Below are 26,270 nucleotides of genomic sequence, written 5' to 3' on the forward strand. Positions count from 1 at the left end.
GAAAGGATATGAAAAAGGATGGTGCAAAAGATGATTTTTCCGGCAATTTTTTTGAATTTCGCTGTATGCGTATCCAAACGATTCATGTGATGCCAATTGCCGGGCTGGTCATGCTTGCATGGATCAGCTCCTGCAGCAGTTCGCGGCAGGTTGCACACACAGCCCACCGGCAAATGCCTGTGAATGCTGCATTGGTGTATGCCACGCTCTGGCATCAACGCGCGGCAGAGTACAAAGCCCTTTGCGTGCAGGCCTACCAGGTTGCGCGGCATCAATTAGATGCTTATTTAGACACGGCTAATCGTTATGCCCGCTATGCCGTGATCACCGATATTGATGAAACCCTGCTGAGCAACGCCCGCTATGAAGCCACCATGGCTTTGCAGGGGAAATCATTTGATTCGCAATCTTGGAATGATTGGGTCATGAAAGCCGAGGCCGATACCATTCCGGGGGCATTGAATTTTTTCAGATATGCTGCCAGTCGGGGTGTGCAGGTTTTTTATATTTCCAATCGCAGGGTTGATCAATTAACAGCCACCATCCGCAATCTTCAACGATATGGATTTCCCGATGCCGACCAGGCGCATGTATTGCTTTCGCCCGATGGAGGCGAAGATAAGTCGAGCCGTCGGGCTGCGGTGGAAAAGGATTATCGGGTGATTTTGCTGTTAGGCGATAATTTAGGCGATTTCAGCCATGCATTTGATCACCAACCGATGGCTGTGCGCGACAGCCTGGTGTATGCACATGCAGGTTTGTTTGGGAAGAAGTGGATCATCATTCCCAACGATATGTATGGCGAATGGCAACGAGCTTATCTGAATTATCAACAACTTTCACCCGCACAGGCCGATAGTGTATATCAGGCACTGCTGCAAACGGAATAGGCTATTTTTCGGTAACCTCAAATTCCACTCTGCGGTTTAGGGCACGGCCTTCCTCGGTTTCATTGCTGGCCACGGGCTGAGCTTCGCCATAACCCACGGCTTTTAAGCGGTTGGCCTGTATGCCATGTGCAATCAAATACTGCATGACAGCCTCCGCCCGATGCTGGGAAAGAGTTAAGTTAAAAGAAGCAGACCCCACGCTGTCTGTATATCCTTTGATGGCAATATGCAACGTAGGATTGTCTTTGAGAAATTGCACCAGTTTATCCAGCTCGGGCTTTGATTCAGGTTTCAAATCGTATTTGTTGAAATCAAAAAAGATGTTTTTCAAAACCATGCGCGCATGCAGCTGGATGGGTTGCAGAGGAATATTGATTTCGTAAGGACGATAGGCTTGTTGATTGACCAGGGAAAACTGATCGGAATAAAACAAATATCCCGGATGGGAGACATGAAAAGCATAGATTTTCCCTACCGGAAGAGTAACCAGATAATGCCCGTTGATGTCAGACCGAATGCGGGTAATGAGGCTGTCGGTAGCCACATCGATCAGGTCAATAAATGCACTTAAAGGTTGATGCGTCAGCGAATCATACACTTCTCCTTTCACGTAGAGCGTTTGAATGGGGCGGGCTTCCGGGTAGAGGATAAATGAATAAATATCCAGTTGACCAAACCCATTGAACCGATCCGAAGCAAAATAAGCCGTTTTGCCATCGGCGGCTACAAACAGGGTACCGTCGTGATCGATGGTGTTGATGGGATATCCTAAGTTCACCGGTTTGCTCCAGCTGCCGTCGGGCTGGCGGCGGGAGTAGAACAAGTCCATATCACCGATGCCAGGCCAGCCATTCGATGCAAAGTAGAGGGTTTGATTATCGGCATGGATAAAAGGACTGGTTTCATCGCCGGGCGTGTTGATGTTGGGCCCCAGGTTTTCGGGTTTGCTCCAGGTACCATCGGGCTGAAGATGACACACGTAGATATCGCTGCCACCATAGCCGCCTGGCCTGTTGCTCACGAAATACAGATCATGATTATCTGGTGAAAGGCAGGGCTGCGAGTCCCAAAACCGGCTGTTTACGTTCGGACCCAGATTGATGGGATCGCTCCAGCCATGAGCGGTTTTCACCGAATATACGATATCACAACTTCCGAACCCGCCGGGCTGATTGCAGGCAGCATAAATTAAGATGCGCCCGTCCTGTGAAATATGGGCGGTACCTTCGTTTTCCGGGGTATTGACCGGAGGACCCAGGTTTACGGCTTTGTGCCATTGGCTGTCGGCCGCATCCCAGGTGCTGATATAAAAATCTTCATTCTGGTTGTGCACATTTCGGGTGAAAACCAGGATACGACCATCTACAGTGAGCGAAGGAAAATATTCCGGATCCGGCGTATTGATGCTATCGCCCAGGTTGTGGGGGTCAAAAGGGTGATGTTGCAACTCTGTTTGCAAGCCTATCTCAAAGTGTTGCAGCCATCTGTTACCCGATTCTGTTTCACCACTGCCCAGATTGGGAATTTGCAAATACCGATGGATATAGGTTATGGCTTCAGCAAAATTTCCCAGACCTGCCAGCGATTTGGCATAGGAAAAATAAAGCCGGGGGTCGTAGAGGCTGTCAATGCGCATCACCTGCCGAAAATCACCGGCAGCCTCTTCATATTGTTTTTGCTGTAAAGCAATCGAACCCAGCTGTGCCCAGGCATCCAGAAAGTTAGAGTCTTCTTTCACGGCCAGTTTCAGATAACCCACCGCCTGTATAAAATTTTGCATATCCAGAGCAGATTGTGCATTCAGATAATATGCCCGTGCTTTTTTGTTGATTTTTTGGGGATTGTATTGTGCAAACACTTGCAAATGCAAACAGCATAAGAGAAGTCCAGAGAGCATGCAGGGTTTCAGGTATATGGTCATGAAAACATGATTTTAGGAAAGGTATATCACATAAACGGCAAATCATCCATTCGTATTTTGCTTAAGCCAATAAATGGTTTTGAGCAGGAAAAATTCTTTTTGTACTTTAGCCTGAAATGCCTGTTATATGAAACTCAAAACCGGATGGATTGTTCTGATCATCATTCTGCTGATTATACTTATCGGTGGTTGCAGTTTAAAAAACACATACAACAAAATCGTAGCCCTTGATCAGGATGTCAAAGCAAAATGGGGACAGGTGGAAAATCAATATCAGCGGCGGATGGATCTGATTCCCAATCTGGTGAACACCGTAAAAGGTGCAGCTAATTTTGAACAACAGACGCTTACACAGGTGATTCAGGCTCGGGCATCGGCATCGCAGATCAAGGTAGATGTCAATGATTTGAGTCCGGAAAAAATCCGGCAGTTTGAGCAGGCGCAGGGACAGCTTACCCAGGCGCTTGGCCGGCTGATGGTCGTAGCCGAACGATATCCGCAACTCACTGCCACCCAGAATTTTCGGGATCTGCAAGCCCAGCTGGAGGGAACGGAAAATCGCATTGCCGTGGCCAGGATGGATTTTAACAATGCGGTACAGCAATACAATACCCTGATCAAAAGTTTTCCCATGAACTTGTTTGCCGCTTCTTTTGGGTTTAAAGAAAAGGGCTATTTCCAGGCACAGCAGGGAGCAGAAAAAGCTCCACAGGTGCAGTTTTAAATACAATTTATCATGCCGGGTTTGCTGAAACGGGATTTTTTCACCAGGGCACAAAAACAGCGTTTGGTAGAAGCTATTCAGCAGGCCGAACAAGGCACTACGGGAGAAATCAGGGTGTATATTGAGCATCGTTGTCCCTCCCCGGATCCCATGCAACGGGCCAGAGGGATATTTGAAGCGCATGAAATGTTTCGCACCGCGCATCGCAATGCAGTACTCATTTATGTGGCCACCAAAGACCGCAAATATGCTCTTTTCGGAGACGAAGGGATTCATCAGAAAGTTGGGGATTCCTTCTGGCAGCAGGCTGCCGAAGCCATGTTGCAACATTTCAAACAAAAAGATCTCGTCAAGGGTCTGGAGGCCAGTATTCACTGGATTGGCCAGGCTTTGAAACAACATTTCCCTTCCCAGGGTGAAAACCCCAATGAATTATCCGATGAAATTCTGGAAGGGCAATAAACGATGGCCCATGAACAAGGTATTATATTGGCTTGGAATGGTGTGTTTTTGTGTCTGCAGTGTAACTGTGTGGGCGCAAACGGGCAGTGTTCTCCAGCATATTCCTCCCCGGCCCAATCCACCCCGGCTGGTCAACGACCTGGCAGGCCTGTTGAATCCGGAGCAGCAACAGATGCTGGAACAAGAGCTGGATGCTTACAATGATACCACTTCCACCCAGATTGCAGTAGTAATTGTGCCCACCGTAGGCCCTTATGACATGATGGAATATGCGCTGGCCATTTTGCGACAATGGGGAGTGGGTACTAAGCAACATAATAATGGTGTGGTGTTGCTCATCGCCGTTCAGGATCACAAAGCATTTATAGCTACAGGCTATGGCATGGAAGGTGTGTTGCCCGATGCTACCTGCAAGGAAATCATTGATCAGCAGCTGGTGCCCCGTTTCAAGGAGGGGCAGTATTTTGAAGGCATTCAAGCCAGCATAAAAGCCATCATGCAGGCGGCAGCCGGTGAATATCAGGCACAGCCTCGCCAGGACGACCAGGGGCAGCGGGCTGGCAATCTGATTGGTTTGATTGTAGGGGTGTTGATCATTTTGTTTATTCTGGCCTGGATACGTGGGGGGCGTGGAGGAGGTGGTATGATCAGCAGGGGCGGCTATTGGATGGGGCCCATCATTGGTGGAGGTCTTGGTGGATGGGGAGGAGGCTCTGGTGGCGGATTTGGCGGGGGAGGAGGCTTCGGTGGATTTGGTGGCGGAAGCGGCGGTGGCGGCGGAGCCGGTGGCAGCTGGTAATTGTCCAAGCAAAAAGTTCACATATGCGAATACCTTTACCCATCGTGCATTTGGGCATCAGCATCTGTTGTCTGATGTGGATATCTGGTTTTTCTCAGGTTTCACAGGTTTTTCAGCTGCCTGCCCGACCCATGCCCCGGCATCATGTCAATGATTTTGCCCGCCAGCTTACCCAGGCCCAGCAGGATAGCCTGGAACAGTTGTTGATTCAATGCAACCATCAGCACAATGCTGATATTGTGCTGGTAACCATGCCCGATGCCGGCATCCTTCCGCCCGAAACCTTTGCAGATTCACTTTATCATTTCTGGCATCTGGGCGAAGACAACGGGCAGCGAAGCATGTTGATGTTCGTTGATTTCGGTCTGCATCGGGTAATTCTGAAAGTAGGTGACGGATTGAAAGGCACCATCACAGCGCAAACCAATTTCATGTTGATGCATCATTATGTATTGCCAGCCTTTCAGCGGGGAGCCTACTACGAGGGATTGCGTGATTGCCTGGCTGCCATTAATACTATTCTCATTCCCCCCGGTGAAATAAACCGGACATTAGCTCAAACCCCATCAACCCGCAATCCATGGTGGATTCTCCTGATTGCTGCAGGAGCATTGTTGCTGATTCTGCTTTATTGGAAATCCACTTCCAATCGTCCAAAGACTTAATTTTCACGTTTCGGTCACAACAGTTCCCGGCTAAATCCTTTACATTCGCATAACCATAAATAATATGCAACCAGTTATGTGCAAAGGGCCATCTCTGCGGAGGATCATATATGGTTTGGTGATGTGGATGATAACCGGGTGTATGGTGGGGTATGCACAGGAAGAAAAACATTTTGTGTACATACAAAGTGATCAGCATCAGCTTTTTTATGTGAAGCTGAACAATCAGATTATCAGTGCCAATCCGCCCGGTTATGTGGTATTGTCGCCGGTTCCCCCCGGTAAGCTGGATATTGTGATTGGTTTTCCAAGAAATGAATATCCCGAACAACGTTATCAGCTCAATTTACCGCCTCATCAAGATAAAGGTTATTTGCTCAAGCGTATCAATGATCAGGAGTTTGCTTTATATGATTTGCATCAATATACCGAACTGAAACCTGTGGCTATAGCACAGGGACAGGGCTTTGATTATCCACTTGCTTCAAGAGCTGACACACAAATCAATCCAAGCAAAAAATTACAGGCAAAATCACCTGGCCCCATAAAAGATACTACTCCCAATGCTGATCAAATCCGGTTCAGACAACTGCTGATGGCTGCTGCTACTGCAGGACAGCCGGAAGAATCCATTTCTATAGCACATATACAAAAGCCTATTTCAAATGAGCATAACCCTGCACCCGGATCTGAACCTGCTCCGGATACAGCCAGCCGACAGGCAGCTCAGGAGAAACCCAAAGCGATTTATCAACTCACCCACACACCACAAACCGATACCCTGCAGGCCGCTAAGCCCGTTTTCACACCTGATACATCTGTTTACGCTGCGATTCCTGCTGAAACCAATGCAGGTGATACCAGCATGGAAAGTATTTTGCAAAAGTTACGTCGGTTAGCCGATGAGATTCCATCGTCTAATAAGGATTCATTATCTTCTTCGACGCAGGTAACATCAGCTGAGCAAAACGTTGCGTCACCAGACAATCCCATGCAGGTTACATCCGCAACATCTTCAGCACCACAGGCTGGCAATCAACCTCCACTTCAGTTTATCCAATTCGATACCACATCCCGAAAACAAGCTCCCAGGCAGCATATAGCCATGATAAATTCTGATTGTGCACAGGTGCTCGACGAAAAACAATTTGAGGAATTAAGAAACAAAGTAGCTGCCCAGCGCAGTGATGCGGCTATGTTGAAAGTTGTACAGCGAAACCTGAAAAACAGATGCTTTACCACACATCAGGTTGAAATACTGGTGTATCTGTTTACCACTGAATCATACCGCTATCGGTTTGTTGAATGGGTATATCCACATGTGGCAGATTCTGAACAGTTCAAGCAACTCATTCGCATCTTTCCCGACGATGCATACCAGGCACGTTTCCGTTCATTAATCAGGCAATAGCTTACCATTCCGGTTTTATATCAGATACAAGGTTGCCTGTTTTATTTTTGCAATATGAGTAGATATTTTATGGAAATAGCCTATAAAGGCACACGTTATGCGGGATTTCAGAAACAAAAAAATGTACTCACCGTGCAGCAGGTGATTGAAGATGCACTCTCTGTATTGCTTAAACAACCTGTGCATATCATGGGTTCCAGCAGAACGGATACGGGTGTGCATGCCAGAAAGAACGTAGTACATTTTGATGTTGAAGATTCATTGCCGGATCATTTGCCTTATCAGTTAAATGCTGTTTTGCCTCATGATATTGCGGTACATACGATTTATAAGGTTCGGGAAAAAGCCCATGCGCGCTTCAGTGCATTGAGTCGCAGATATGAATATATGATTTATTTCCGCAAAGATCCTTTTCTCAAAGACTTTGGATATTATTTTCCTTATCCGTTGGATATGGATGCATTGCAGGCCTGCGCAAAAATGATTACTGCGTACAAAGATTTCAGATCATTTTCCAAAAAGAGAACGCAGGTTAAAACCTTTATCTGCCACATACAGGAAGCCCGCTGGGAAAAACAAGAGGATCGTTTGATTTTTCATATCCGGGCCAATCGTTTTCTCAGAGGTATGGTAAGAGGACTGGTGGCTACGCAGCTAAAAGTAGGAAGAGGTAAAATAACGATTGATGATTTCAGGCATATTATCGAAAGCCAGGATCATAGGCTTGCTTCATTTGCTGTACCGCCTGATGGATTGTATCTGTGTGAAGTGCAATACGGAGAAGATATTTTCCCTACTTAAATTCAATCAGGTAATGATGTTTTTTCCCTTTTTGAATTAACAGATATTTACCATAAAGCAAATCTTCCCGATGAATGATTTTAGTAACATCTGAAACCTTTTGTTTGTTCAAATATAATCCGCCATTTTGGATCATTCGCCTTACCTCTCCCCGACTGGGAAATATGCTTGTTTTTTCAGCCAGTAAAGTTATGAGTTCCACATCCTGATCAGGAAACGGAATTGAAATTCTTTCCACGCCTTCCATGGTTTTCAGTTCCGATTCATCGGGTATGGAAAAATCCTTTTTGCCAAAAAGTTTTTGTGTTGTTTGAATCGCCTGCTCATAGCCTTCCTCTCCATGCAAAAAACGTGTGATTTCTTCTGCAAGTCTTTTTTGAAGTACACGCTCCTCAGGATGTGCACGATGTTTTTGAATGAGTTCATTGATTTCTTGTTGAGATAGGAAGGTGAAAATTTTGATCATTTTTTCTGCATCGGCATCAGCAAGATTTATCCAGAACTGATAAAACTGATAGGGAGATGTTTTTTGTGGATCCAGCCAGATATTTTCTCCGCTTTCACTCTTGCCGAATTTACTGCCATCGGAACGCGTGAGCAGCGGGCAAGTAAAAGCGTATGCTTCTTTGCCGGTGAGCTTGCGGATTAATTCAATACCCGTGGTGATATTTCCCCATTGATCAGCACCTCCCATCTGCAACTTACAATCGTAGTGCGTGAAGAGATAATAAAAATCATAAGCCTGCATAAGCTGATAAGAGAACTCAGTAAACGATAAACCGGCTTCCATGCGCTTTTTTACTGATTCTTTTGCCATCATGTAGTTGACGGTAATATGCTTGCCGATATCACGTGCAAAATCAATGAATTTCATTTCCCGAAACCACTCATCATTGTTCACAATGGTGTAAGGTTTGCCTGATTGTTTCAGGATATGCTCTATCTGTTGACGGATAGAGGACAGGTTGTGTTGCAGGCTTGTTTCATCCAGCAAAGTTCTTTCGGCCGATTTTCCGGATGGATCACCAATTCTTCCGGTTGCGCCACCTACTACGGCAACGGGATGATGCCCTGAGCGTTGCAGGTGAACCAGCAACAGAAGGGGAAGCAAACTTCCGATATGCAGCGAATCGGCAGTGGGATCAAAACCAATATATCCTTTCACTACTTCTTTTTGCAGCAATTCGGTAGTGCCAGTCGATATGTCCTGAATCAGTCCGCGCCAGGAAAGCTCTTCAATCAGATGCATATAAATTAAGCGTTTTGCTATGAATTCATTACAGTAGCCGAAAAATCGCTGCAAACTTATTTAATTTTAACGAAGGGAAATTCATATTTAACCTGCGCAAATGCTTCGTTCCTGAATTTAAACCCGTTGTTGTGCACCCAAAATTTTATTTTAGCTATGGTTTGAAGATTCATTCCACCAAACGGCGCGTATGCAACGAAGTTTCTTGTGGATGGGCTGTTGTCTGGTGCTGGCGTATTATCAAGGCATCGGGCAGGCGCGAACTTATGTGAATGAGTTTCTCAATCTGGGGGCCGGTGCGCGCGGACTTGCCATGGGAACTGCACAGGTGGCTGTTACGGATAATGCGACATCGGGCTATTGGAATCCTGCAGGACTTACCCGGCTTGATGCGCCGCAACTTTCGCTGATGCATGCGGCTTATTTTTCTGGCATTGGCAATTATGATTTTGCGTCGGCTGCATTGCCTCTTTCCTCTCAGCACGACGTGCTCGGCTTCACGTTGCTGCGCTTTGCAGTGGATGATATTCCCAATACCTTGTATCTGGTCAATCCCGATGGATCTGTAAATTATGATCAGGTAACTACTTTTTCGGCCGCCGATTATGCTTTGTTGTGCAGCTATGCCCGCAATATTCCGCTGGAACAATCCGGCGATGATGCGCGCACCTTGCAGGTGGGTGGAAATGTGAAAATCATTCATCGTGTGGTGGGAACGTTTGCCAGCTCATGGGGATTCGGGCTGGATGCGGGTTTGCAATACAGGCTTCCCCACTGGATCTTTGGTCTGATGCTGAAAGATATCACAACTACTTTTAACGCATGGACTTTCCATTTTACCGATGCAGAAAAACAAATTTTATTTCTTACCGAAAATGATATTCCTGTTAAATCAACAGAAATCACCATGCCCCAGCTGATTCCGGCCGTCGCCTGGGATATGCAGATCCGTGAGAAATGGCATGTGCTCATAGAAACCGACATTGCAGTTACTACCGATGGGAAACGAAATACACTTATCAGCGGCAAAAGAATAAGTCTGGATCCGCGTATGGGATTGGAGCTGAGTTACCGGCACATGGTTTTTGTCAGAGCCGGTATTTCCCATCTGCAACGCACGCAGGATGATGCCGATACCACAGGCCGGCATCAGATATGGATCAGCCAGCCGGCAGTTGGTGCGGGTTTTCAGGTAAAAGGGTTTCAGCTTTCCTATGCATTTACCAACCTGGCCAACCAATCACAACCTTTGTATTCGCATATTTTTTCACTTGATATAGATATTCCGCATAAGAAAAAATTGGCTGCATACTGATTTTGCATGAGAGCAATCCGTTACAACTCCGGTTTTCTGCGTATCGTGATGCTGAAGATCAGCAGCTATCTCATGTTTATTTGCGGATGTATGGGAATTGTATTGCCGGTAAAAGCACAGCTTTACGGAAACGAATGGATTGATTACCGGAAAACATATTACAAGTTTAAAGTTGCACAGGAAGGCATTTATCGCATTCCTTATGCGGTGCTTGCTCAGGTGGGATTGGATACAGTTCCGGCTCATGCTTTTCAGTTGTGGCATCAGGGCCGGCAGATTCCTTTGTTCATTGCATCAAAAACGGATACACTGCAACCTGGCGATTATCTGGAATTTATCGGAACACCCAATGACGGAACAGCGGATAGCCTGCTTTACCGGCAGGCTTCTGATCAGTTATCCACGCATTATAGTTTGTTTACAGATTCATCGGCCTATTATTTAACTTTCGACAGAAATGCCGTAAACGCCCGATATGTTACATTAAGCAATACCATTGGTTTATTTCCGCCGCCACCTTTGTCTTATTTCTGGTACACCACTGGCTATTATCCCCGTACACAGATCAATCCCGGTTATGCTCAGGTTGTATCTGGCGAATATATTTATGCCAGCAGTTTTGATGCTGGTGAAGGTTTTTCCAGTGGATATATTTACCCATCCACTACGTTTTCCATCAACCTGAATAATCTGAATGTGTATGCAGGTGGTCCGCCTGCTCAGCTATATGTAAATCTGGCTGGGGCAGCTCCCAACAGCAGACGTGTGCAGATAAAGCTCCAGGGAATAGCATTGACTGACACGGTGATAAATCATTTTCAGGTTGCACATCTTCAAATCAGCCATATTAATTCTTCCACACTGGGCAATAATGTGGCAATCAGTGTGGTAAATGAAAGTACTGTTGGTACCGACCGGATTGTAACTGGCGATATTACATTCAGTTATCCGCATAGTTTTTCGTTTCAGAATGCAAGCTATTTTCATTTTCAGCTTCCGGCGAGCAATCAGCCTCAGTATCTGGTCATCAGTCAGTTTAATCGTTCAGGTATGGCACCGGTGTTGTATGACGCAGCCAATGGTCAGCGATGGATAGCTGATACAGCTATGAGTGGAGTGATTCGTTATTTGCTTCCTCCTGCGAGCAATCCACGTGATCTGATACTGGTGAATGAAAGCCTGCCAGCCAATATTCAATACATCCATTCCCTGCAAAAAAGGGTATTTATCAATTATGCAGATCCTGCCATGCAGGGTAATTATTTGATTATCACCCATCCTTATATTCTTGACAATGGCAATGCAGTACAACAATATGCTACTTATCGTTCCTCACCTGCCGGCGGAAATTATCGGGTGGAAATTATTTCTATTGATCAGTTGGAAGATCAGTTTGCCTATGGTATTTCCTATTCACCATTAAGTATTCGTTCTTTTCTGCAATATGCGTATGATCATTTTGCAATTCAGCCAGCTTATGTGTTATTGATTGGTAAAGGAATTACGTATGATGCATACAGGAATCTTCAGCAGCTGACATCAGTACAACATATCGCTCTGATCCCCACCTTTGGCTTTCCGGGATCAGATATGTTGCTGGCAGCCTGGGGTAATAGCATAGCTCCTCGCATTCCCATTGGCCGAATATCCGTAATCAATAATCAGGAGTTGATGAATTATTTGGATAAGGTGAAAACATACGAATCGAATTTAACCATAACACCTTCCAATGCAAGTTATGCGCAATCAGCCTGGCATAAGAATGTGATGAATATCATGGGTGCTGATGATGCATCGTTGTATCAGTTGTTGTCAGCTTATTTTCAAGGATATAATCAGATTATTCAGGATACAAATTTTGGTGCGAATGTCGTAACGGTATCCAAATTCAGTACGGATCCGGTAGTGAAAAGCGGAAAAATTGTGGATACGATGTTTGCAAGAGGTTTATCGCTTGTCAACTTTTTTGGCCATTCTTCAGCCAATACGCTTGGTTACAACCTGGATGATCCGTCGTCTCTTCAAAACCAGGGGAAATATCCGGTGTTTATAGCCAGTGGATGCAGTGCAGGCAACATATTCGTGGTGGACACCCTGCGCCTGCAGAATCAGATGATGCTGAGCGAAGAATATTTGCTTGCACCCAATGCAGGTGCCATTGCTTTTATTGCCAATACCTATGTAGGAATTACGGATATGTTGAATGATTATAACCGTCGTTTTTATCTGAATGTATCAAAAAACTTATATGGTGCATCATTGGGCCATATGATGCAACAGGTGGTGCAATCTGTTGAACAGACATTTCCTGGTAATTTTCTCTATGCCTGCAATGCTGAGCAAATGAATCTGGATGGCGATCCGGCCCTGCACATGTTTGGCCCTGCACTTCCGGATTATGATATAGAACCCAATCAAATCAATTTTAGCCCTGATATTATTTCCCTCGCCGATCATTCATTTTCACTACATGTGCAATATGTGAATCTCGGACGGGCTGTTAAAGATTCTATTTGGGTTAGCATCAGAAGAATTTATCCATCGGGTGTGGATAGCGTGATGTATCGCAGAAAACGTCCGGCACCATATTATGCGGATTCCATTCAGCTTCAGATACCCATTCGGCCATTAACCGATGCGGGATTAAATCGTTTTATTGTGTCTATTGATGATGATCAACACATATCAGAAATTTCGGAAACAAATAATACAGCCGAGAAAGATGTGTATATCTTCAGCAATCAGGTACATGCCGTATATCCGTATGATTTTGCCATACTAGATACATCTGTATTTCATTTTTATGCATCTACCGATGATCCCATGGCGCCTGTGAGTACCTATTTGTTTGAGATTGATACCACAGCATTGTTTAACAGCCCTTTGCTGAAGCAAATGCAGCTGATAAGTAAAGGTGGATTGCTGACATTTGATCCCGGTATATCATTGATGCCGGGTAAAGTATATTACTGGAGGGTGGCCACACAACCCAATCAGCAAAATGGCGGACAGCCTATCTGGAGTATGCATTCCTTTATTTACATGCCTGGTAGCGGAAAAGGATGGAATCAGTCGCATTATTTTCAATACCTGAACAATGCCTATCAGGGAATCAACTTGAATAACAACCGCATGTTTGCATTTCTGGATACACCTAAAACACTTACGATTCAAACAGGATTGTATCCCTACTATGTGCAGGATCAAATTGATGTTTTTCTGGATCAGGACAGGCTTGAACACTATGGATGTAAATATAGTTCCCTGCAGTTTATGGTGTATGATTCCCTTACTTTTCAACCCTGGGTGAATTACAATGTTGGATCTGGCGGGAGATTCGGGAGTTATGCCATCTGTGATTTTCCTACACGCAACTTTTTTGAATTTCCTTACGCACAATCGGCTTACCGTATCAATGCGATGCATTTTATTGACAGCATTCCTGATGGTATGTGGGTATCAATTACCAATCTGGGGTGGATAGCCAACAACAGTTTTATTCAGGACTGGATGAAAGATACAACCATATTGGGATCCGGTCAGTCACTCTATCATAAACTACGTGTACTTGGTATGACAGATATTGATTCATTTTACCGCAACATTCCTTTTATTTTCTTTTTCCGGAAGGGAGATCCTTCCTCTGTCATGCAATGGGTAGGAACTTCAGCCAGTGAACATCTGACGGCATCTATTCCCGTGCATGTGCGTGCTACATCCGGCAGCATTGTTTCTCCACTTATCGGGCCTGCACTGAGCTGGAAGAGTTTGCATTGGAAAGTGCATGATATAGATCCCACGAAGGCCGATCAAACTGATCTTCAGGTTTGGGGTATTGACACAGCGGATAATCGTGTATTGTTGATTCCGCATGCTCCTACGGATACCAGCATATCTTTTGTTTCTGCTCATACTTATCCTTATCTTCAGCTGGAGTTGCATGATACAGACACTACCTATGCGACACCGGCACAATTGGATTATTGGCGGGTGTACTACGATGAATGTCCGGAAGGCGCTATTGCACCCAATTTATTTTATCAATCGCAGGATAGCCTGATTGCAGGAGACCCGTTGCAAATGAAGTTAGCATTTAAGAATGTAAGCTTTACCACATTTGCTGATAGCATGAAAATCAAAATGACCATTACCGATCAGCAGAAAAATATACATAGCATTTCCCTGCCACGTATGCGCATGCTGCCACCACAGGACACATTGCTTATACAAACTCAGATTGACACGCGCAATTTTGCGGGAAATAATGTTTTATACCTGGACGTAAATCCCGATCAGGATCAGCCCGAACAATATCATTTCAACAATTTTCTTTATCATCCTTTTTATGTCAGAACCGGTAATTTCAATCCTTTGCTTGATGTTACCTTTGATGGTGTGCATATTTTGAACAATGACATTGTATCGGCTAAACCTCGCATTCTAATTAGCATGCAGGATGCCAATCCCTATCTGAAGCTCAACGATACTTCGTTGTTTCAGGTGCAGGTGCGTTTTCCGGATGGAAGTTTGCATGATTATCACTTCGATCAAGACACGTTGCGGTTTATTTCCGGTTCCGCAACATCATCTGTACAATTGTTGTTTACACCATCGTTTACACAGGATGGAAGCTATGAATTGATTGTGCAAGCCCGAAACAGCCTCGATATTGCCAGCGGTACTGCTCCTTATCGCGTGTCCTTTCAGGTAATAAACAAACCGATGATTTCTCATTTATTAAACTATCCCAATCCATTTACTACTTCCACTGCTTTTGTATTTACCATTACCGGATCGGAAGTGCCTTCTCAGCTGAAAATTGAGATTATGACCATTACCGGACATATTGTGCGCATTATCAACAAGGAAGAGCTCGGCCCTTTGCATGTAGGCCGCAACATAACCACCTTCAGATGGGATGGAACGGATCAGTATGGCAATAAACTGGGAAACGGCGTGTATCTGTACAGGGTTGTAGCATCTTTGCATGGCAAAACAATGGATATTTTTCATACAGGAGCCGATGCTTACATTACGAGGGGATATGGAAAAATGTATTTAATGCGTTGAAATTTTTCTGCTCAGCCAAGCAATTGTACTTATGATTATCCATGTGCACCACATCAGCCAAAAGCAAATTCGGATAATACCCGGATCATAGCGGAATTCAATTGCATGATTTCCTGCAGGCAGATAAACAGCCATGAAACTGATATTGGCACGATAAACCGACATGTTTTTACCGTTGTCATAAACTTTCCAGTATGGATAATCATTTTGTTTACACAATAGCATCACATTTGACGAATTGAAAACTGACAGGCGCATCAACCCGGGCAGGAAAGTATCTACCTTTAGATGTGCAGGTAAATGCGAAGAATCCGGTAAAGAAAATTTACCAACAGATTGGGATAAAAAAATGGCTGAGCTGTCAAGCTCCCTGCAGGCTTTTGATAAATCGGCAGGCGGATAAATTTTTTGAGACAAAAAAACATAAGGCGTACGATCGGCACAGGATGCATATCCTGATTGATAAAACAATCGCACACTGGTAAGCAGATTGGGATAAAAATTTGGATAATCGGGACTGCCAATTCGTTTATCATAATAGCTTTTGCTTCCAATCATCCGGCTGATGGATGCAGGGAAAGTATCGTACTGCCGTACAGGTATCAAAGGAGGTATGGGATAATCATCAGGAAAAACTTTTGTAATCTGCTCCACCTGTTTTACGCTGGATTTTCCGACTACCGTGTATGGCATCATCCATTGCACGTGTATAAAAATATCCAGAATGATAAACATGCAAATTGTCCGTATCCATTTTTGGGGTGATTTTGTTTTACGCAAAACGATGAGCAATATTCCAGTAATGAAAACACCTGTTATGCTTTCTATGAAGAATTTATCTTTCAGATTGATATCTTCCATCCATTGTTTGAAAGCAACCCGATGAAATCCCTTCCATAAATCACGGATTCCGGATAGCAAATGGATTACCGATGGGAAGCAAGCGATCGCTACAATCAGGTAAATAACAAATAAAACAACGGATACACGAAGAAATATTTTCTGGTAGGAAATATTTTGTTCAATCAGATGTAAAAAATATCCACCGCTGATGCAAAAAGCAAGCACTGCGCCCAGCCGCCATGCACTTTGCAGCCGCACATAAGCCAGCAGGGGAAGATGCATAGGTACATGTTGCAACCAGCCTGCAGAAAGAATCAGAAAACAAATTCCCTGCATAAACCAGAAACGTGCTGCAGGCAATTTGCGCATGGACAGGAAAAAACCAATGGCACAAATAAACAAAATGCTACCGATATATGCATTTCGCAAAACCATATCGGTTTGATCCCAGCCTATATCTGGTGAGGTGGTGACCAGCGGAAACAAAAATGAAACCCAACAGCTCACGGAAAATGGGTGGCCTATTTGACTCATGCTAAGAGCCTTGCTCCGATACATGTAGGGAATAGCGGTGTAAATAGACAGGATCAAGCCCGCAAGCAGCAAGCCTGCACAAACGCCTGTAACCAGCAGCAGTTTGACGAACTGCAAACCTTTTGCTTCATTCAAAAAATCATCCTGCCATCTTTTGGAATAAAACATTGCGCTACCGATCAGTGAAATAACGGTGAAATAAATCAGCCAGATGATTTGGTCCGGATGCGCATTGCTCACAAAGCACCATAACACAACAGCCAGCCATAAAGCATGTGAGATATGTCTGGTTTTAAAAAGCAGTATCGCCTGTGCAATCAAATAAGGCAGCCAGGCTACGGGTGAAAGCCAGTTCATCCATTGGGCACTTCCCAGCCAGTAACCGCTGCCCACGTAAGCTATGGCTACAGTACATGCCGTGAGACGGGAAAAACCAAACAACCTGCCAAGCCGGAACATGCCCCAGGCGGCTATCCAGACATAACCCATCCATTCCAGATGCAGGGTATAAAAGCTGTAATGAAATAGGGATATAAACAGCCACACCAAAGGATTCCAGAATCCGCTGGTAAAATCGGCGTGCAGGGGATAACCATAATTGAAATAAGGCGACCAGAAGGGGATGATGCCATGATGCACAGCTTGGCTCATTTGCAGGCGCACGGGAAAATAGGCAACAGCTGCATCGTTTTTCAGGAAAAACAATCCGGTTATCACAGGCACATACATGCATGCACCGATGATCAGCAGGAAAGCATACGGAAACCAGCCGGCAAAGCGTTTGTTCATATCAGAAAAATGTTATCATTGTATGCATGAAGCATCCTTTGCCAGCCGATAAGCGGGATTTCGATACTTTTGCCAGGCATTACAGGGATCTTCATGATGCCAATATCCGGTTGTCTGGTGCCAATTCAGCCTATTTTGCCCGACTAAAAATACAAATCCTTGCCCTTTATGAATCCGATGACGGACAACACGTGCTGGATCTGGGTTGTGGAGACGGACTCTGTACGGCATACATGCAGCAATCTTTTCCTTCCTGGCAACTAACAGGTGTGGATGTGTCGGCAGAAAGCATTGCCGTAGCACAGGAACGCCGGCTGCCGGGTGTGGCCTTCATTCATTATGATGGACGGCACCTGCCTTTTGATCCGGCAGGTTTTGATGTGATTTTTATGGCCGGCGTATTGCATCATGTCGGGCATGACCAACGTCTGGCTGTTTTGCAGGAGGCACGCAGGGTTGCCCGCCCACAGGGGCGGATTTATATTTTTGAACACAATCCTTTCAACCTGCTTACCCGATATTTTGTAAGTACCTGTGCATTTGATCGTGGTGTAAAGCTGCTCATGGCTTCAGAAGCAAAACGGCTGTTGTGTGAAGCAGGCTGGAAGGCGGAAAGCTGCCGATACTATATTTTCTTTCCCCGGCACCGCATTTTTAGGCCCTTGTGCAAAGCAGAATCCAGGCTGTCCTGGTTGCCCCTGGGAGGTCAATACATGATCCGCGCCTGTGCATGCTGAAAGCTGAAATGTTTACCGGTTAATGGTTTCCCGGATCAGGTAGAGCGGCCGTTTCTTCGTTTCTTCATACACTTTTCCCAGGTATTCACCCAGCAGGCCAATGGCTATGAGCTGCAGGCTGCCCAGAAACAGGATGCACAGCAATAGAGACGTCCATCCGGGAACCGTTTTACCGAACAGATAACTTACAATGGCTATGATGGCAAACAGGAAAGCCAGGCTTCCGATCAGAAAACCTGAGAAAAATACCACTCGCAATGGCCGGAAGCTAAATGAAATCAGCGCATCCCAGGCTAGTCGGAGTTGTTTGTGTAGAGGATATTTCGTAGTACCACTATTTCTGGGCGGTTTTTCGTAGGGGATCACTGTACTTCTGAAACCCACCCAGTGCATCAATCCGCGGACGAACAGGGCATTCTCATGAAACTGAAGCAAAGCCTCCCTGACTTTCCGGTTAAACATTTTAAAATCAGCAGCAGCAGGTGTAACAGGGGTTTCTGACAAAAAATTATAGCACTTGTAAAAGCATGTACTTAACCATGATTTCAGTCCTTTTTCTCTGGCAATTTGCTGCGCATGTACAATGTCGTAACCACTCTCCAGAAGTTCCATCATGGAGCCAATCAGGTGGGGTGGATGTTGCAGATCGCCATCCATGGTCACCAGCCAGTCGGCATCAGCAGCCTGGATGCCGGCCATCAGGGCAGCCTGGTGGCCGAAGTGCCGGGAAAAGGAAATGGCTTGCACCCGGTTGTCTTTTGCGGCCAGTTTCCGGATGCGTTCAAATGTGTCGTCGGTGCTTCCATCGTCTATAAACAGCAAAGCCCAGGTACTGACAGGCAGGGTGCTCAAGTGTTGCCGGACGCTTTCATACAGCGGGCGGATGTTTCCCGCTTCATTATACACGGGCACTATGATGCAGATGGAGTTCATGGATGGGAGGCAGAAAAATATTGTTTGGCGAGAGCAACCACATATTTACCCAGCATGTCAAACTCCAGATTTACCTGATGGCCGGGTTCAACCAGGCGGATGTTGGTATGGGCATAGGTGTAAGGAATGATGGCCACGCGAAACTGCCCGGGCTTCACATCGAAACAGGTAAGGCTGATACCGTTGATGCACACGGAACCTTTTTCAATCACATAATCTGCAAAGCTGTGCGGATAGGAAAAGCAGTATTCCCAGCTTCCGTCTGTTTCCTTTTTTTCTGTACAAACAGCCACCGTATCCACATGTCCCTGGACAAAATGTCCACCGAGCCGATCCTGCAGGCTGAGAGCCCTTTCCAGATTGATGAGGTCGCCGGGTTTGCGTTGTCTGAGGTTGGTTTTTTTCAGGGTTTCCTGCACAGCTACCACTATGTGCTGGTTGGCCGTGCATTCGGTAATGGTTAGGCAAACGCCATCATGGGAAACACTTTCATCCGGATGCAACTCCCCGGAAATAGATGATTCAATCACGAAAACAGCATTCTGGCCATCCTGCTTTACATCTGCTACTGTACCTGTTGTTTGGATCAATCCTGTGAACATAAGGAAAAATGTATTGTGTTGTGATTGAATTTTCAGAGAAAACTATAACTTTGCAGCTCCAAAAAATAAAGGAGACCTTATGCTGATTATCGATGCCAAAGAATGCGAAAATATTGATAAAGCCCTGAAAAAATACAAGAAAAAATTTGAAAAGGCCCGTATTCTTCAGCAACTTCGCGAGCGGCAGGCATACGTAAAACCGTCGGTAAAGCGTAGAAATGAAATCCAACGTGCCATCTACCGCGCTAAAATCGCTGCCGGCAAGATAGAAAAAAAGTAGCCATCAGCTTGTCATCTTTTTTCTTCCTTCTTTTCGTGATATTTCCTTCCGGGAATTTGTAATTTCGGGAAATGCAACCCGAAACTTCTATTCAAGAACAGTTACAGCGCTTTTTGCAGCATCTGGCTTTTGAAAAGCGTTACTCTCGCCATACCCTGACGGCTTACAGGCATGATATTGAAGATTTTCTCAGCTTCCTCACCATATATGGAACATTTCATGAAGTCAGGGAGTTGAGTGCCATGCATGTTCGTTCCTGGGTAGCTGAGCTGGCCGAACGGTCGTCCAGTGCTGCTACCATCAGGCGAAAGCTTTCGGCAGTGAGGTGTTGGCTCAGGTATGCACATCAGCAGGGGTGGACGGACCACGATCCTTTTGGGCGGGTGGTGCTTCCCAGAAAGCAGAAACGCCTGCCGGCATTTTTAAAGCGGGAAGAGGTTGACAGGCTTTTTCATACCGGTGCTTTTCCGGAAGGCATTGCAGGCATTACCCACAGGCTCATTTTAGCCTTATTTTATCAGACAGGCATGCGACTTTCGGAACTGGCGGGGTTGAAACAGAGCGATTGGGACAGGCAGCAGCACTGGATGCGGGTTTTGGGGAAAGGGAGCAAGTATCGGTTTATTCCGTTGGGACCGGGATTGGAACAACTGCTGCTCAACTATCAGCAACAACGCCAATCTGCATTTGGAGATCAATATGAAGATTGGCTGGTGTTGACGGAAAAAGGTAAACCTCTTTATGTCAAATATCTTTATCGGATTGTCCATCGCTATCTTACTCAGGTGAGCACGCTCAGCAAGGCCAGCCCCCACGTCTTGCGGCACACCTTCGCCACGCATTTGCTCAATGCCGGGGCAGATTTGCAAGCTATCCGGGAACTGCTTGGGCATAGCAGCCTGGCCGCCACCCAGGTGTACGTGCACAACTCTATTGCACAATTAAAGGAAATCCACAAACAGGCTCATCCCCGTGGGTAAAGCGGTCAACAACAATCTAAAATCAAGTTGATCAAAATCATATTGATCATTTAGGGAAATTGTTTTATCTTCCAGATTGATAACGGCACAGGTATCTGGTGCTCTATTTTCTCATCTTTTAAACCTTGTAAGCTATGAACCTACACATTCAGGCCGTGCATTTCGAGCCCGACAGAAAATTGCTGGATCATGTACACAAAAAATTATCGAAGCTGGAAAATGTACATGACCGCATTGTGGATGTAGAAGTCTTTTTGAAACTGGACAATGTGGTGCATCAGATCAAGGATAAGGTAGTGGAAATTAAGGTGTCCATTCCCCGGCATCAATTTTTCGTAAAACAAAGCTCCAAGTCATTTGAAGAATCTTTTGATCTTGCGTTGGATGCGGTTCTCACGCAGATAAAACGACAGAAAGAGAAGCTTTATCAATCCTGAAATATACTTTCCCGCCCTTGTGGCGGGATTTTTTTTATTTTTTGCGGAATTCCGAAAGCTATAAAACTCCCGGATTCGTTTGCAGGGAAAGAAGAGGATAAAAGTTTGCTCAAGAAATTTCAGAATTAAAACTTTTCAATTACTTTTGCATTCCCAAATTTGAAGGGAGTTGGGGTATTGTTCTTTTTATTGCTGATTGTGGCCAAGCGTCACGCCTGCCTATTGGCAGGCAGCCGGTCTGTTGAGAGGCAAAAAATAAATTTGCCAGCATAGCTCAGTTGGCCAGAGCAGCTGATTTGTAATCAGCTGGTCGGGGGTTCGAATCCCTCTGCTGGCTCGCAGCCCTGGCTGAGTCGGCTCGTGGCAACAGGTTTGTTGATATGAGGGTTGGGATGAAAGCCGGCATTATGGCTATTTTTAGGGGCTGTCTTACAAAGAATAGGGCAGGTTCCAGAGCGGTCAAATGGGGCGGACTGTAAATCCGCTGTCTTACGACTTCAGAGGTTCGAATCCTCTCCTGCCCACGACAGAGGGTGAGTAAGCCTTGTGATCAGCATAAGTTCTTTCCTGTCTGCGAGCAGACAGGGGTATGCGGGAGTAGCTCAGTTGGTAGAGCGACAGCCTTCCAAGCTGTAGGTCGCGGGTTCGAGCCTCGTCTCCCGCTCAGCAAGCTGTTGTAGCTCAGCTGGTAGAGCACTTCCTTGGTAAGGAAGAGGTCGGCAGTTCAAACCTGCTCAACAGCTCAGGAATGCAGCAATAGGCCGTGTGGATATGATGAAGCGGAAAAAGCCTGTTGCCAATAGGCAAGAACGTTGCAATTCCGAGGGAAATCAGGAAATTTATTTTTTTAATATTCAAACACCACAGTTTTAAAAACACATCACAATGGCAAAAGAAGTCTTTAAAAGGGATAAGCCCCATGTGAACATTGGTACGATTGGTCATATTGACCACGGGAAGACCACATTAACGGCAGCCATCACCTATGTTTTATCACAAAAAGGGCTGGCCGAAAAGAAAAGCTATGATGAAATTGATGCGGCTCCTGAAGAAAAAGAAAGAGGTATTACCATTAACACAGCCCATGTGGAATACCAGACAGCCAATCGCCACTATGCACACGTGGATTGCCCCGGGCATGCCGACTATGTGAAGAACATGATCACCGGTGCTGCTCAGATGGATGGCGCTATTCTGGTTGTAGCTGCGACCGATGGCCCGATGCCGCAGACCAAAGAACACCTGCTGCTTGCTCGTCAGGTGGGTGTGCCCCGTATTGTGGTATTCCTGAACAAAGTGGATCTGGTGGATGATCCGGAATTGTTGGAACTGGTGGAGATCGAAGTCCGCGAATTGCTGAACTTCTATGGATTCGATGGTGATAACACTCCGATTATCAAAGGATCTGCTACCGGTGCCCTGGCTGGTGAAGAAAAATGGGTGAAAGCCATCGAAGAACTGATGGATGCTGTAGATAATTATATCCCACTTCCGCCCCGGCCTATCGATCAGCCTTTCCTGATGTCCATTGAAGACGTATTCTCCATTACCGGTCGAGGCACGGTAGCTACCGGTAGAATTGAACGCGGGAAGGTGAAGGTGGGCGACAACGTGGAAATTGTAGGATTTGTCCACGAACCCCTGAAAACCACCGTTACCGGCGTGGAAATGTTCAAGAAAATTCTGGAAGAAGGACAAGCTGGCGATAATGCCGGATTGCTGCTGCGTGGTATTGAAAAGAAAGATATCCGCCGCGGAATGGTAATCTGTCAGCCCGGATCCATCACGCCGCACACCGACTTCAAATGTGAAGTGTATGTGCTGAGCAAGGAAGAAGGAGGCCGGCATACCCCGTTCTTCAACCATTACCGTCCGCAGTTCTATTTCCGTACAACTGACGTTACCGGTGAAGTGGAATTGCCACAGGGCGTAGAAATGGTGATGCCAGGCGATAATGTTTCCCTGACCGTTCACCTGATCGCTCCTATTGCTATGGAAAAAGGGCTTAAATTCGCTATCCGCGAAGGCGGACGTACGGTGGGTGCAGGACAGGTAACCGAAATCCTGAAGTAACATGAATCTTTCTCACCTGTTTTCTTTTTCAGCAAACAGGTAAACTCCTAAAAGCCCCGCCATTGGGTTGGGGCATTTGGCTTTACAGGTGTAGCTCAATTGGTAGAGCAACGGTCTCCAAAACCGTAGGCTGGGGGTTCGAGTCCCTCCTCCTGTGCCATTTTCCAAATCTCAGCAATGAATAAGATAGCCAATTATATTCAGGAAAGCTACCATGAGCTGGTTCATAAAGTCTCCTGGCCTTCGTGGGAGCAATTGCAATCCTCCACCATGGTGGTACTGGCTACAACCATTCTGGCTACCGTGATTGTCTGGCTCATGGATCTGCTATCCAGTACTGTATTGCAATACTATTATAAACTGTTCTCATAATGGATGCTGTAACCAGCCCCACACAAGAAACACGCTGGTATGTGCTTAGGGTTATCAGCGGAAAAGAAAAAAAAGTCAAGGAATATCTTGACCTGGAAATCCGCCGCTCCGGATGGGGTGATATTATCAAACAAGTATTTGTACCCGTAGAAAAAGTATATAAAATTCAGTCGGGCAAGAAAGTGATGCGGGAAAGAAATTTTTATCCCGGATATGTGATGATTGAAGTGGTGGAAGGGAAACTTACCGACGAGATCATCAGTGCCATCAACAACATGACGAATGTCATCCATTTTCTGGGGAAAGATAAACCTATTCCCCTGCGCAAGTCAGAAGTAAACAAAATGCTGGGTAAGGCTGATGAACTCGCCGATCAGGGCGTGACCATGAGTGAGCCCTTTATTGTGGGAGAAACGGTGCGCATTATTGATGGACCATTCAATGATTTCAACGGTGTCATTGAAGAAATCAATGAAGAAAAGAAAAAGCTGAAGGTCATCGTTAAAATTTTTGGCCGTGCAACCCCGGTGGAACTGAATTTTATGCAGGTAGAAAAAATCAGCTGATTTTTTTTAGATTTCCGGGAATTATCATATCTTTGCGCTCCCTTGAAAATTTGGAAGAACGGCTTAGCTGTTCGCAACACCAAGCAAACCTTCCGGTATGGCAAAAGAAATCATTGGTTACGTAAAGCTTCAGGTAAAAGGTGGTCAGGCAAATCCGGCCCCTCCCATCGGACCGGCCCTGGGCTCCAAAGGGGTCAACATCATGGAGTTCTGCAAGCAGTTCAATGCGCGTACGCAGGACAAAATGGGCAAACTGCTTCCGGTAGTCCTCACGGTTTATGCAGACAAATCTTTTGATTTTGTCATCAAAACTGCGCCGGCAGCAGTACAGCTTATGGAAGCAGCCAAGGTACAGTCAGGTTCAAAAGAACCCAATCGGGTAAAAGTGGGCAAGGTTACCTGGGATCAGGTAAAAGCCATTGCTCAGGATAAGATGCCCGACCTGAACTGCTTTACCCTGGAAAGTGCCATGAAAATGATTGCTGGCACTGCGCGGAGCATGGGCATCACGATTGAAGGAACCGCCCCCTGGGAACGTTAACAGCTTAAATCTTTCTTACGCATGCTGACCAAGAAACGTAAAGCTGCTGAAGCTAAAATTGATCGTGCGAAATTATACTCACTCGCAGAAGCTGCATCTTTGTTGAAAGATATCAATACCACGCGCTTTGATAGTTCCGTAGATATGCATGTCCGGCTGGGTGTAGATCCTAAGAAGGCCGACCAGGCTATCAGGGGATCGGTAACCCTGCCACATGGCACAGGCAAAACCCGCAAAGTGTTGGTTTTGTGTACGCCCGATAAGGAAGAAGAAGCCAAACAAGCCGGTGCGGATTATGTGGGTCTGGATGAATATATCCAAAAGATTGAAAACGGCTGGACGGATGTGGATGTGATCATTGCCACACCCTCAGTAATGCCCAAAATCGGGAAGCTGGGTAAAATCCTTGGCCCCCGGAACCTGATGCCCAATCCCAAAACGGGTACGGTAACTCAGGATGTAGCTGCAGCCGTGAAAGAAGTGAAAAGCGGCAAAATTACCTTTAAGGTAGATAAAGCCGGCATTATTCATGCATCCATCGGCAGGGTTTCCTTTCCACCGGAAAAAATAGTGGAGAATGCACATGAATTTATCCAGACCATTCTTCGGTTAAAGCCACCTACTGCGAAAGGAACCTATCTCAAAAGCATCTCGATGGCTACCACCATGAGTCCGGGAATCAAGATTGATCCGCGTTCAGTATTAAACTGATTAATGCATAGAGTGTATGAATAAAGCACAGAAAACCGAAATTATTAATAAGCTCAGGGAACGATTCAGCCGCTATCCGCATTTTTATCTCGCCGATTCCTCGGCCCTGACGGTTGAACAGGTTAACAAACTGCGCAGGGCCTGCTTTGAAGGCAAGGTAGAAATGAAGGTAGCCAAAAATACGCTCATCCGCAAGGCATTGGAATCTATTGAAGCATCCCGGTATGAAGGCGTTTATCCTGCACTGAAAGGACAGACAGCCATCTTTTTTACCGAAAACCCCAAGGAACCGGCCCTGATTATTTCCCGATTCCGCAAGGAACAGGGGAGTGAAAAGCCCATTCTGAAACTGGCTTTTGTGGATTCGGAAATTTATGAGGGGGATAGTCAGCTGGAAACCCTAACCCGGTTGAAATCCAAGGCTGATTTGATTGGTGAACTCATCAGCCTGTTGCAGTCCCCTGCACATCGGGTCATTGGCGCCTTGCAATCGGGTGGACAAACCATTGCTGGTGTGCTGAAGACTCTTGAATCCAGAAGTGCTGACTGATGGGTTTATCATTGC

The 26,270-nt window shown here is 45.7% G+C and carries 24 protein-coding genes and 5 tRNA genes; 24 read left to right on the top strand and 5 right to left on the bottom strand.

From position 1 onward, the window contains the following. The first annotated feature begins 65 nt into the window (after positions 1-65). A complete protein-coding gene (locus BM367_RS08365; protein ID WP_177224166.1) occupies positions 66-890 on the top strand; it encodes a 5'-nucleotidase, lipoprotein e(P4) family in 825 nt (274 codons plus the stop codon). A gap of 1 nt (position 891) precedes the next feature. Here the strand turns inward: BM367_RS08365 and BM367_RS08370 are convergent, their stop codons facing one another. Beyond that, positions 892-2,811 (bottom strand): OmpA family protein, encoded by a 1,920-nt coding sequence (locus tag BM367_RS08370; protein ID WP_092459752.1) that lies wholly within the window; start codon positions 2,809-2,811, stop codon positions 892-894. A 127-nt stretch (positions 2,812-2,938) separates the two neighbouring features. Between BM367_RS08370 and BM367_RS08375 the strand changes: the two genes are divergently transcribed. The 6 genes from BM367_RS08375 (at position 2,939) to truA (ending at position 7,673) form a co-directional block, all read left to right on the top strand. Beyond that, complete coding sequence (locus tag BM367_RS08375; RefSeq protein WP_092459754.1) at positions 2,939-3,535, top strand: LemA family protein; 597 nt, start codon at positions 2,939-2,941, stop codon at positions 3,533-3,535. A 12-nt stretch (positions 3,536-3,547) separates the two neighbouring features. Then, positions 3,548-3,997: a TPM domain-containing protein gene (locus BM367_RS08380; RefSeq protein ID WP_092459756.1), complete on the top strand. Its 450-nt coding sequence runs from the start codon at positions 3,548-3,550 to the stop codon at positions 3,995-3,997. A gap of 10 nt (positions 3,998-4,007) precedes the next feature. Continuing rightward, positions 4,008-4,796 (top strand): TPM domain-containing protein, encoded by a 789-nt coding sequence (locus BM367_RS08385; RefSeq protein WP_245759944.1) that lies wholly within the window; start codon positions 4,008-4,010, stop codon positions 4,794-4,796. Positions 4,797-4,819: 23 nt separating this feature from the next. Then, complete coding sequence (locus BM367_RS08390; RefSeq protein WP_177224167.1) at positions 4,820-5,461, top strand: TPM domain-containing protein; 642 nt, start codon at positions 4,820-4,822, stop codon at positions 5,459-5,461. Positions 5,462-5,582: 121 nt separating this feature from the next. Beyond that, complete coding sequence (locus BM367_RS08395; RefSeq protein ID WP_222842601.1) at positions 5,583-6,872, top strand: proline and serine-rich protein 1 family protein; 1,290 nt, start codon at positions 5,583-5,585, stop codon at positions 6,870-6,872. A 54-nt stretch (positions 6,873-6,926) separates the two neighbouring features. Beyond that, complete coding sequence (gene truA, locus BM367_RS08400; RefSeq protein WP_092459761.1) at positions 6,927-7,673, top strand: tRNA pseudouridine(38-40) synthase TruA; 747 nt, start codon at positions 6,927-6,929, stop codon at positions 7,671-7,673. Here truA and tyrS read toward each other — a convergent pair. Beyond that, entirely contained in the window at positions 7,666-8,922 is a 1,257-nt protein-coding gene (tyrS, locus tag BM367_RS08405) for a tyrosine--tRNA ligase (RefSeq protein ID WP_092460980.1), read from the bottom strand. The genes truA and tyrS overlap by 8 nt on opposite strands. Positions 8,923-9,112: 190 nt before the next feature. Between tyrS and BM367_RS08410 the strand changes: the two genes are divergently transcribed. Together BM367_RS08410 and porU2 are read left to right on the top strand one after the other, a co-directional pair. Further along, positions 9,113-10,237, top strand: a complete 1,125-nt coding sequence (locus BM367_RS08410) for a putative type IX sorting system protein PorV2 (RefSeq protein ID WP_092459763.1) — start codon at positions 9,113-9,115, stop codon at positions 10,235-10,237. Between the two features lie 6 nt (positions 10,238-10,243). Further along, positions 10,244-15,307 carry a putative type IX secretion system sortase PorU2 gene (porU2, locus tag BM367_RS08415; protein ID WP_092459764.1) on the top strand — a complete coding sequence of 1,688 codons (5,064 nt, stop codon included), beginning with the start codon at positions 10,244-10,246 and terminating at the stop codon, positions 15,305-15,307. Here the strand turns inward: porU2 and BM367_RS08420 are convergent. Next, positions 15,296-17,473, bottom strand: a complete 2,178-nt coding sequence (locus BM367_RS08420; protein ID WP_092459766.1) for a glycosyltransferase family protein — start codon at positions 17,471-17,473, stop codon at positions 15,296-15,298. The genes porU2 and BM367_RS08420 overlap by 12 nt on opposite strands. A 26-nt stretch (positions 17,474-17,499) precedes the next feature. Here BM367_RS08420 and BM367_RS08425 point away from each other — a divergent pair, with 26 nt between their 5' ends. After that, positions 17,500-18,210 carry a class I SAM-dependent methyltransferase gene (locus tag BM367_RS08425; RefSeq protein WP_092459768.1) on the top strand — a complete coding sequence of 237 codons (711 nt, stop codon included), beginning with the start codon at positions 17,500-17,502 and terminating at the stop codon, positions 18,208-18,210. A gap of 12 nt (positions 18,211-18,222) precedes the next feature. Here BM367_RS08425 and BM367_RS08430 read toward each other — a convergent pair whose 3' ends face one another. Then, positions 18,223-19,143: a glycosyltransferase family 2 protein gene (locus tag BM367_RS08430; RefSeq protein WP_092459770.1), complete on the bottom strand. Its 921-nt coding sequence runs from the start codon at positions 19,141-19,143 to the stop codon at positions 18,223-18,225. Beyond that, complete coding sequence (locus BM367_RS08435; protein WP_092459772.1) at positions 19,140-19,745, bottom strand: riboflavin synthase; 606 nt, start codon at positions 19,743-19,745, stop codon at positions 19,140-19,142. The genes BM367_RS08430 and BM367_RS08435 overlap by 4 nt, the downstream gene beginning before the upstream one ends. 79 nt (positions 19,746-19,824) lie before the next feature. On the opposite strand from BM367_RS08435, the gene rpsU reads away from it, so the two are divergent. The 14 genes from rpsU to rplJ all read left to right on the top strand — a co-directional run bounded on the left by rpsU (position 19,825) and on the right by rplJ (position 26,255). After that, positions 19,825-20,025: a 30S ribosomal protein S21 gene (gene rpsU / locus BM367_RS08440; RefSeq protein WP_092459774.1), complete on the top strand. Its 201-nt coding sequence runs from the start codon at positions 19,825-19,827 to the stop codon at positions 20,023-20,025. Positions 20,026-20,096: 71 nt separating this feature from the next. Then, positions 20,097-21,005 (top strand): tyrosine-type recombinase/integrase, encoded by a 909-nt coding sequence (locus tag BM367_RS08445; protein WP_092459776.1) that lies wholly within the window; start codon positions 20,097-20,099, stop codon positions 21,003-21,005. A gap of 134 nt (positions 21,006-21,139) precedes the next feature. Beyond that, on the top strand, positions 21,140-21,442 hold the full coding sequence (locus BM367_RS08450; RefSeq protein ID WP_092459778.1) for an HPF/RaiA family ribosome-associated protein: 303 nt from the start codon (positions 21,140-21,142) through the stop codon (positions 21,440-21,442). A gap of 263 nt (positions 21,443-21,705) precedes the next feature. Then, positions 21,706-21,779, top strand: a tRNA-Thr gene (locus tag BM367_RS08455). A gap of 104 nt (positions 21,780-21,883) precedes the next feature. Next, positions 21,884-21,966 (top strand) — tRNA-Tyr (locus BM367_RS08460). 67 nt (positions 21,967-22,033) lie between these two features. Next, positions 22,034-22,106: transfer RNA gene (locus BM367_RS08465), tRNA-Gly, on the top strand. Between the two features lie 6 nt (positions 22,107-22,112). Beyond that, positions 22,113-22,185 (top strand) — tRNA-Thr (locus BM367_RS08470). 142 nt (positions 22,186-22,327) lie between these two features. Further along, on the top strand, positions 22,328-23,515 hold the full coding sequence (gene tuf / locus BM367_RS08475) for an elongation factor Tu (RefSeq protein WP_092459781.1): 1,188 nt from the start codon (positions 22,328-22,330) through the stop codon (positions 23,513-23,515). Between the two features lie 84 nt (positions 23,516-23,599). Next, positions 23,600-23,675 (top strand) — tRNA-Trp (locus BM367_RS08480). Positions 23,676-23,692: 17 nt separating this feature from the next. Next, a complete protein-coding gene (gene secE / locus BM367_RS08485; RefSeq protein ID WP_092459783.1) occupies positions 23,693-23,887 on the top strand; it encodes a preprotein translocase subunit SecE in 195 nt (64 codons plus the stop codon). Further along, on the top strand, positions 23,887-24,453 hold the full coding sequence (nusG, locus tag BM367_RS08490) for a transcription termination/antitermination protein NusG (protein ID WP_092459785.1): 567 nt from the start codon (positions 23,887-23,889) through the stop codon (positions 24,451-24,453). Before secE ends, nusG begins: the two co-directional genes overlap by 1 nt. 97 nt (positions 24,454-24,550) lie before the next feature. Then, positions 24,551-24,994, top strand: coding sequence for a 50S ribosomal protein L11 (rplK, locus tag BM367_RS08495; RefSeq protein ID WP_092459787.1), 444 nt, complete (start codon positions 24,551-24,553; stop codon positions 24,992-24,994). Positions 24,995-25,015: 21 nt separating this feature from the next. Beyond that, entirely contained in the window at positions 25,016-25,705 is a 690-nt protein-coding gene (gene rplA / locus BM367_RS08500) for a 50S ribosomal protein L1 (RefSeq protein WP_092459789.1), read from the top strand. A gap of 16 nt (positions 25,706-25,721) precedes the next feature. Then, the gene (gene rplJ / locus BM367_RS08505; protein ID WP_092459791.1) at positions 25,722-26,255 is read left to right on the top strand and encodes a 50S ribosomal protein L10; all 534 of its coding nucleotides are present in this window, start codon (positions 25,722-25,724) and stop codon (positions 26,253-26,255) included. The last annotated feature ends 15 nt before the right edge of the window (positions 26,256-26,270 follow it).

Source organism: Thermoflavifilum thermophilum (genome assembly GCF_900116565.1).
GTDB classification, from domain to species: domain Bacteria; phylum Bacteroidota; class Bacteroidia; order Chitinophagales; family Chitinophagaceae; genus Thermoflavifilum; species Thermoflavifilum thermophilum.

Excerpts from the sequence above, each read along its gene's own strand:
- BM367_RS08445 (WP_092459776.1), top strand. The coding sequence starts at position 20,097 with ATGCAACCCGAAACTTCTATTCAAGAACAGTTACAGCGCTTTTTGCAG.
- secE (WP_092459783.1), top strand. The coding sequence starts at position 23,693 with ATGAATAAGATAGCCAATTATATTCAGGAAAGCTACCATGAGCTGGTT.
- BM367_RS08430 (WP_092459770.1), bottom strand. The coding sequence starts at position 19,143 with ATGAACTCCATCTGCATCATAGTGCCCGTGTATAATGAAGCGGGAAAC.
- BM367_RS08420 (WP_092459766.1), bottom strand. The coding sequence starts at position 17,473 with ATGAACAAACGCTTTGCCGGCTGGTTTCCGTATGCTTTCCTGCTGATC.
- tyrS (WP_092460980.1), bottom strand. The coding sequence starts at position 8,922 with ATGCATCTGATTGAAGAGCTTTCCTGGCGCGGACTGATTCAGGACATA.
- tuf (WP_092459781.1), top strand. The coding sequence starts at position 22,328 with ATGGCAAAAGAAGTCTTTAAAAGGGATAAGCCCCATGTGAACATTGGT.
- BM367_RS08380 (WP_092459756.1), top strand. The coding sequence starts at position 3,548 with ATGCCGGGTTTGCTGAAACGGGATTTTTTCACCAGGGCACAAAAACAG.
- rplJ (WP_092459791.1), top strand. The coding sequence starts at position 25,722 with ATGAATAAAGCACAGAAAACCGAAATTATTAATAAGCTCAGGGAACGA.
- BM367_RS08410 (WP_092459763.1), top strand. The coding sequence starts at position 9,113 with ATGCAACGAAGTTTCTTGTGGATGGGCTGTTGTCTGGTGCTGGCGTAT.
- BM367_RS08425 (WP_092459768.1), top strand. The coding sequence starts at position 17,500 with ATGAAGCATCCTTTGCCAGCCGATAAGCGGGATTTCGATACTTTTGCC.
- BM367_RS08365 (WP_177224166.1), top strand. The coding sequence starts at position 66 with ATGCGTATCCAAACGATTCATGTGATGCCAATTGCCGGGCTGGTCATG.
- BM367_RS08375 (WP_092459754.1), top strand. The coding sequence starts at position 2,939 with ATGAAACTCAAAACCGGATGGATTGTTCTGATCATCATTCTGCTGATT.
- BM367_RS08390 (WP_177224167.1), top strand. The coding sequence starts at position 4,820 with ATGCGAATACCTTTACCCATCGTGCATTTGGGCATCAGCATCTGTTGT.
- rplK (WP_092459787.1), top strand. The coding sequence starts at position 24,551 with ATGGCAAAAGAAATCATTGGTTACGTAAAGCTTCAGGTAAAAGGTGGT.
- BM367_RS08395 (WP_222842601.1), top strand. The coding sequence starts at position 5,583 with ATGTGGATGATAACCGGGTGTATGGTGGGGTATGCACAGGAAGAAAAA.
- BM367_RS08435 (WP_092459772.1), bottom strand. The coding sequence starts at position 19,745 with ATGTTCACAGGATTGATCCAAACAACAGGTACAGTAGCAGATGTAAAG.
- porU2 (WP_092459764.1), top strand. The coding sequence starts at position 10,244 with ATGAGAGCAATCCGTTACAACTCCGGTTTTCTGCGTATCGTGATGCTG.
- truA (WP_092459761.1), top strand. The coding sequence starts at position 6,927 with ATGAGTAGATATTTTATGGAAATAGCCTATAAAGGCACACGTTATGCG.
- nusG (WP_092459785.1), top strand. The coding sequence starts at position 23,887 with ATGGATGCTGTAACCAGCCCCACACAAGAAACACGCTGGTATGTGCTT.
- BM367_RS08385 (WP_245759944.1), top strand. The coding sequence starts at position 4,008 with ATGAACAAGGTATTATATTGGCTTGGAATGGTGTGTTTTTGTGTCTGC.
- BM367_RS08450 (WP_092459778.1), top strand. The coding sequence starts at position 21,140 with ATGAACCTACACATTCAGGCCGTGCATTTCGAGCCCGACAGAAAATTG.
- rplA (WP_092459789.1), top strand. The coding sequence starts at position 25,016 with ATGCTGACCAAGAAACGTAAAGCTGCTGAAGCTAAAATTGATCGTGCG.
- BM367_RS08370 (WP_092459752.1), bottom strand. The coding sequence starts at position 2,811 with ATGACCATATACCTGAAACCCTGCATGCTCTCTGGACTTCTCTTATGC.
- rpsU (WP_092459774.1), top strand. The coding sequence starts at position 19,825 with ATGCTGATTATCGATGCCAAAGAATGCGAAAATATTGATAAAGCCCTG.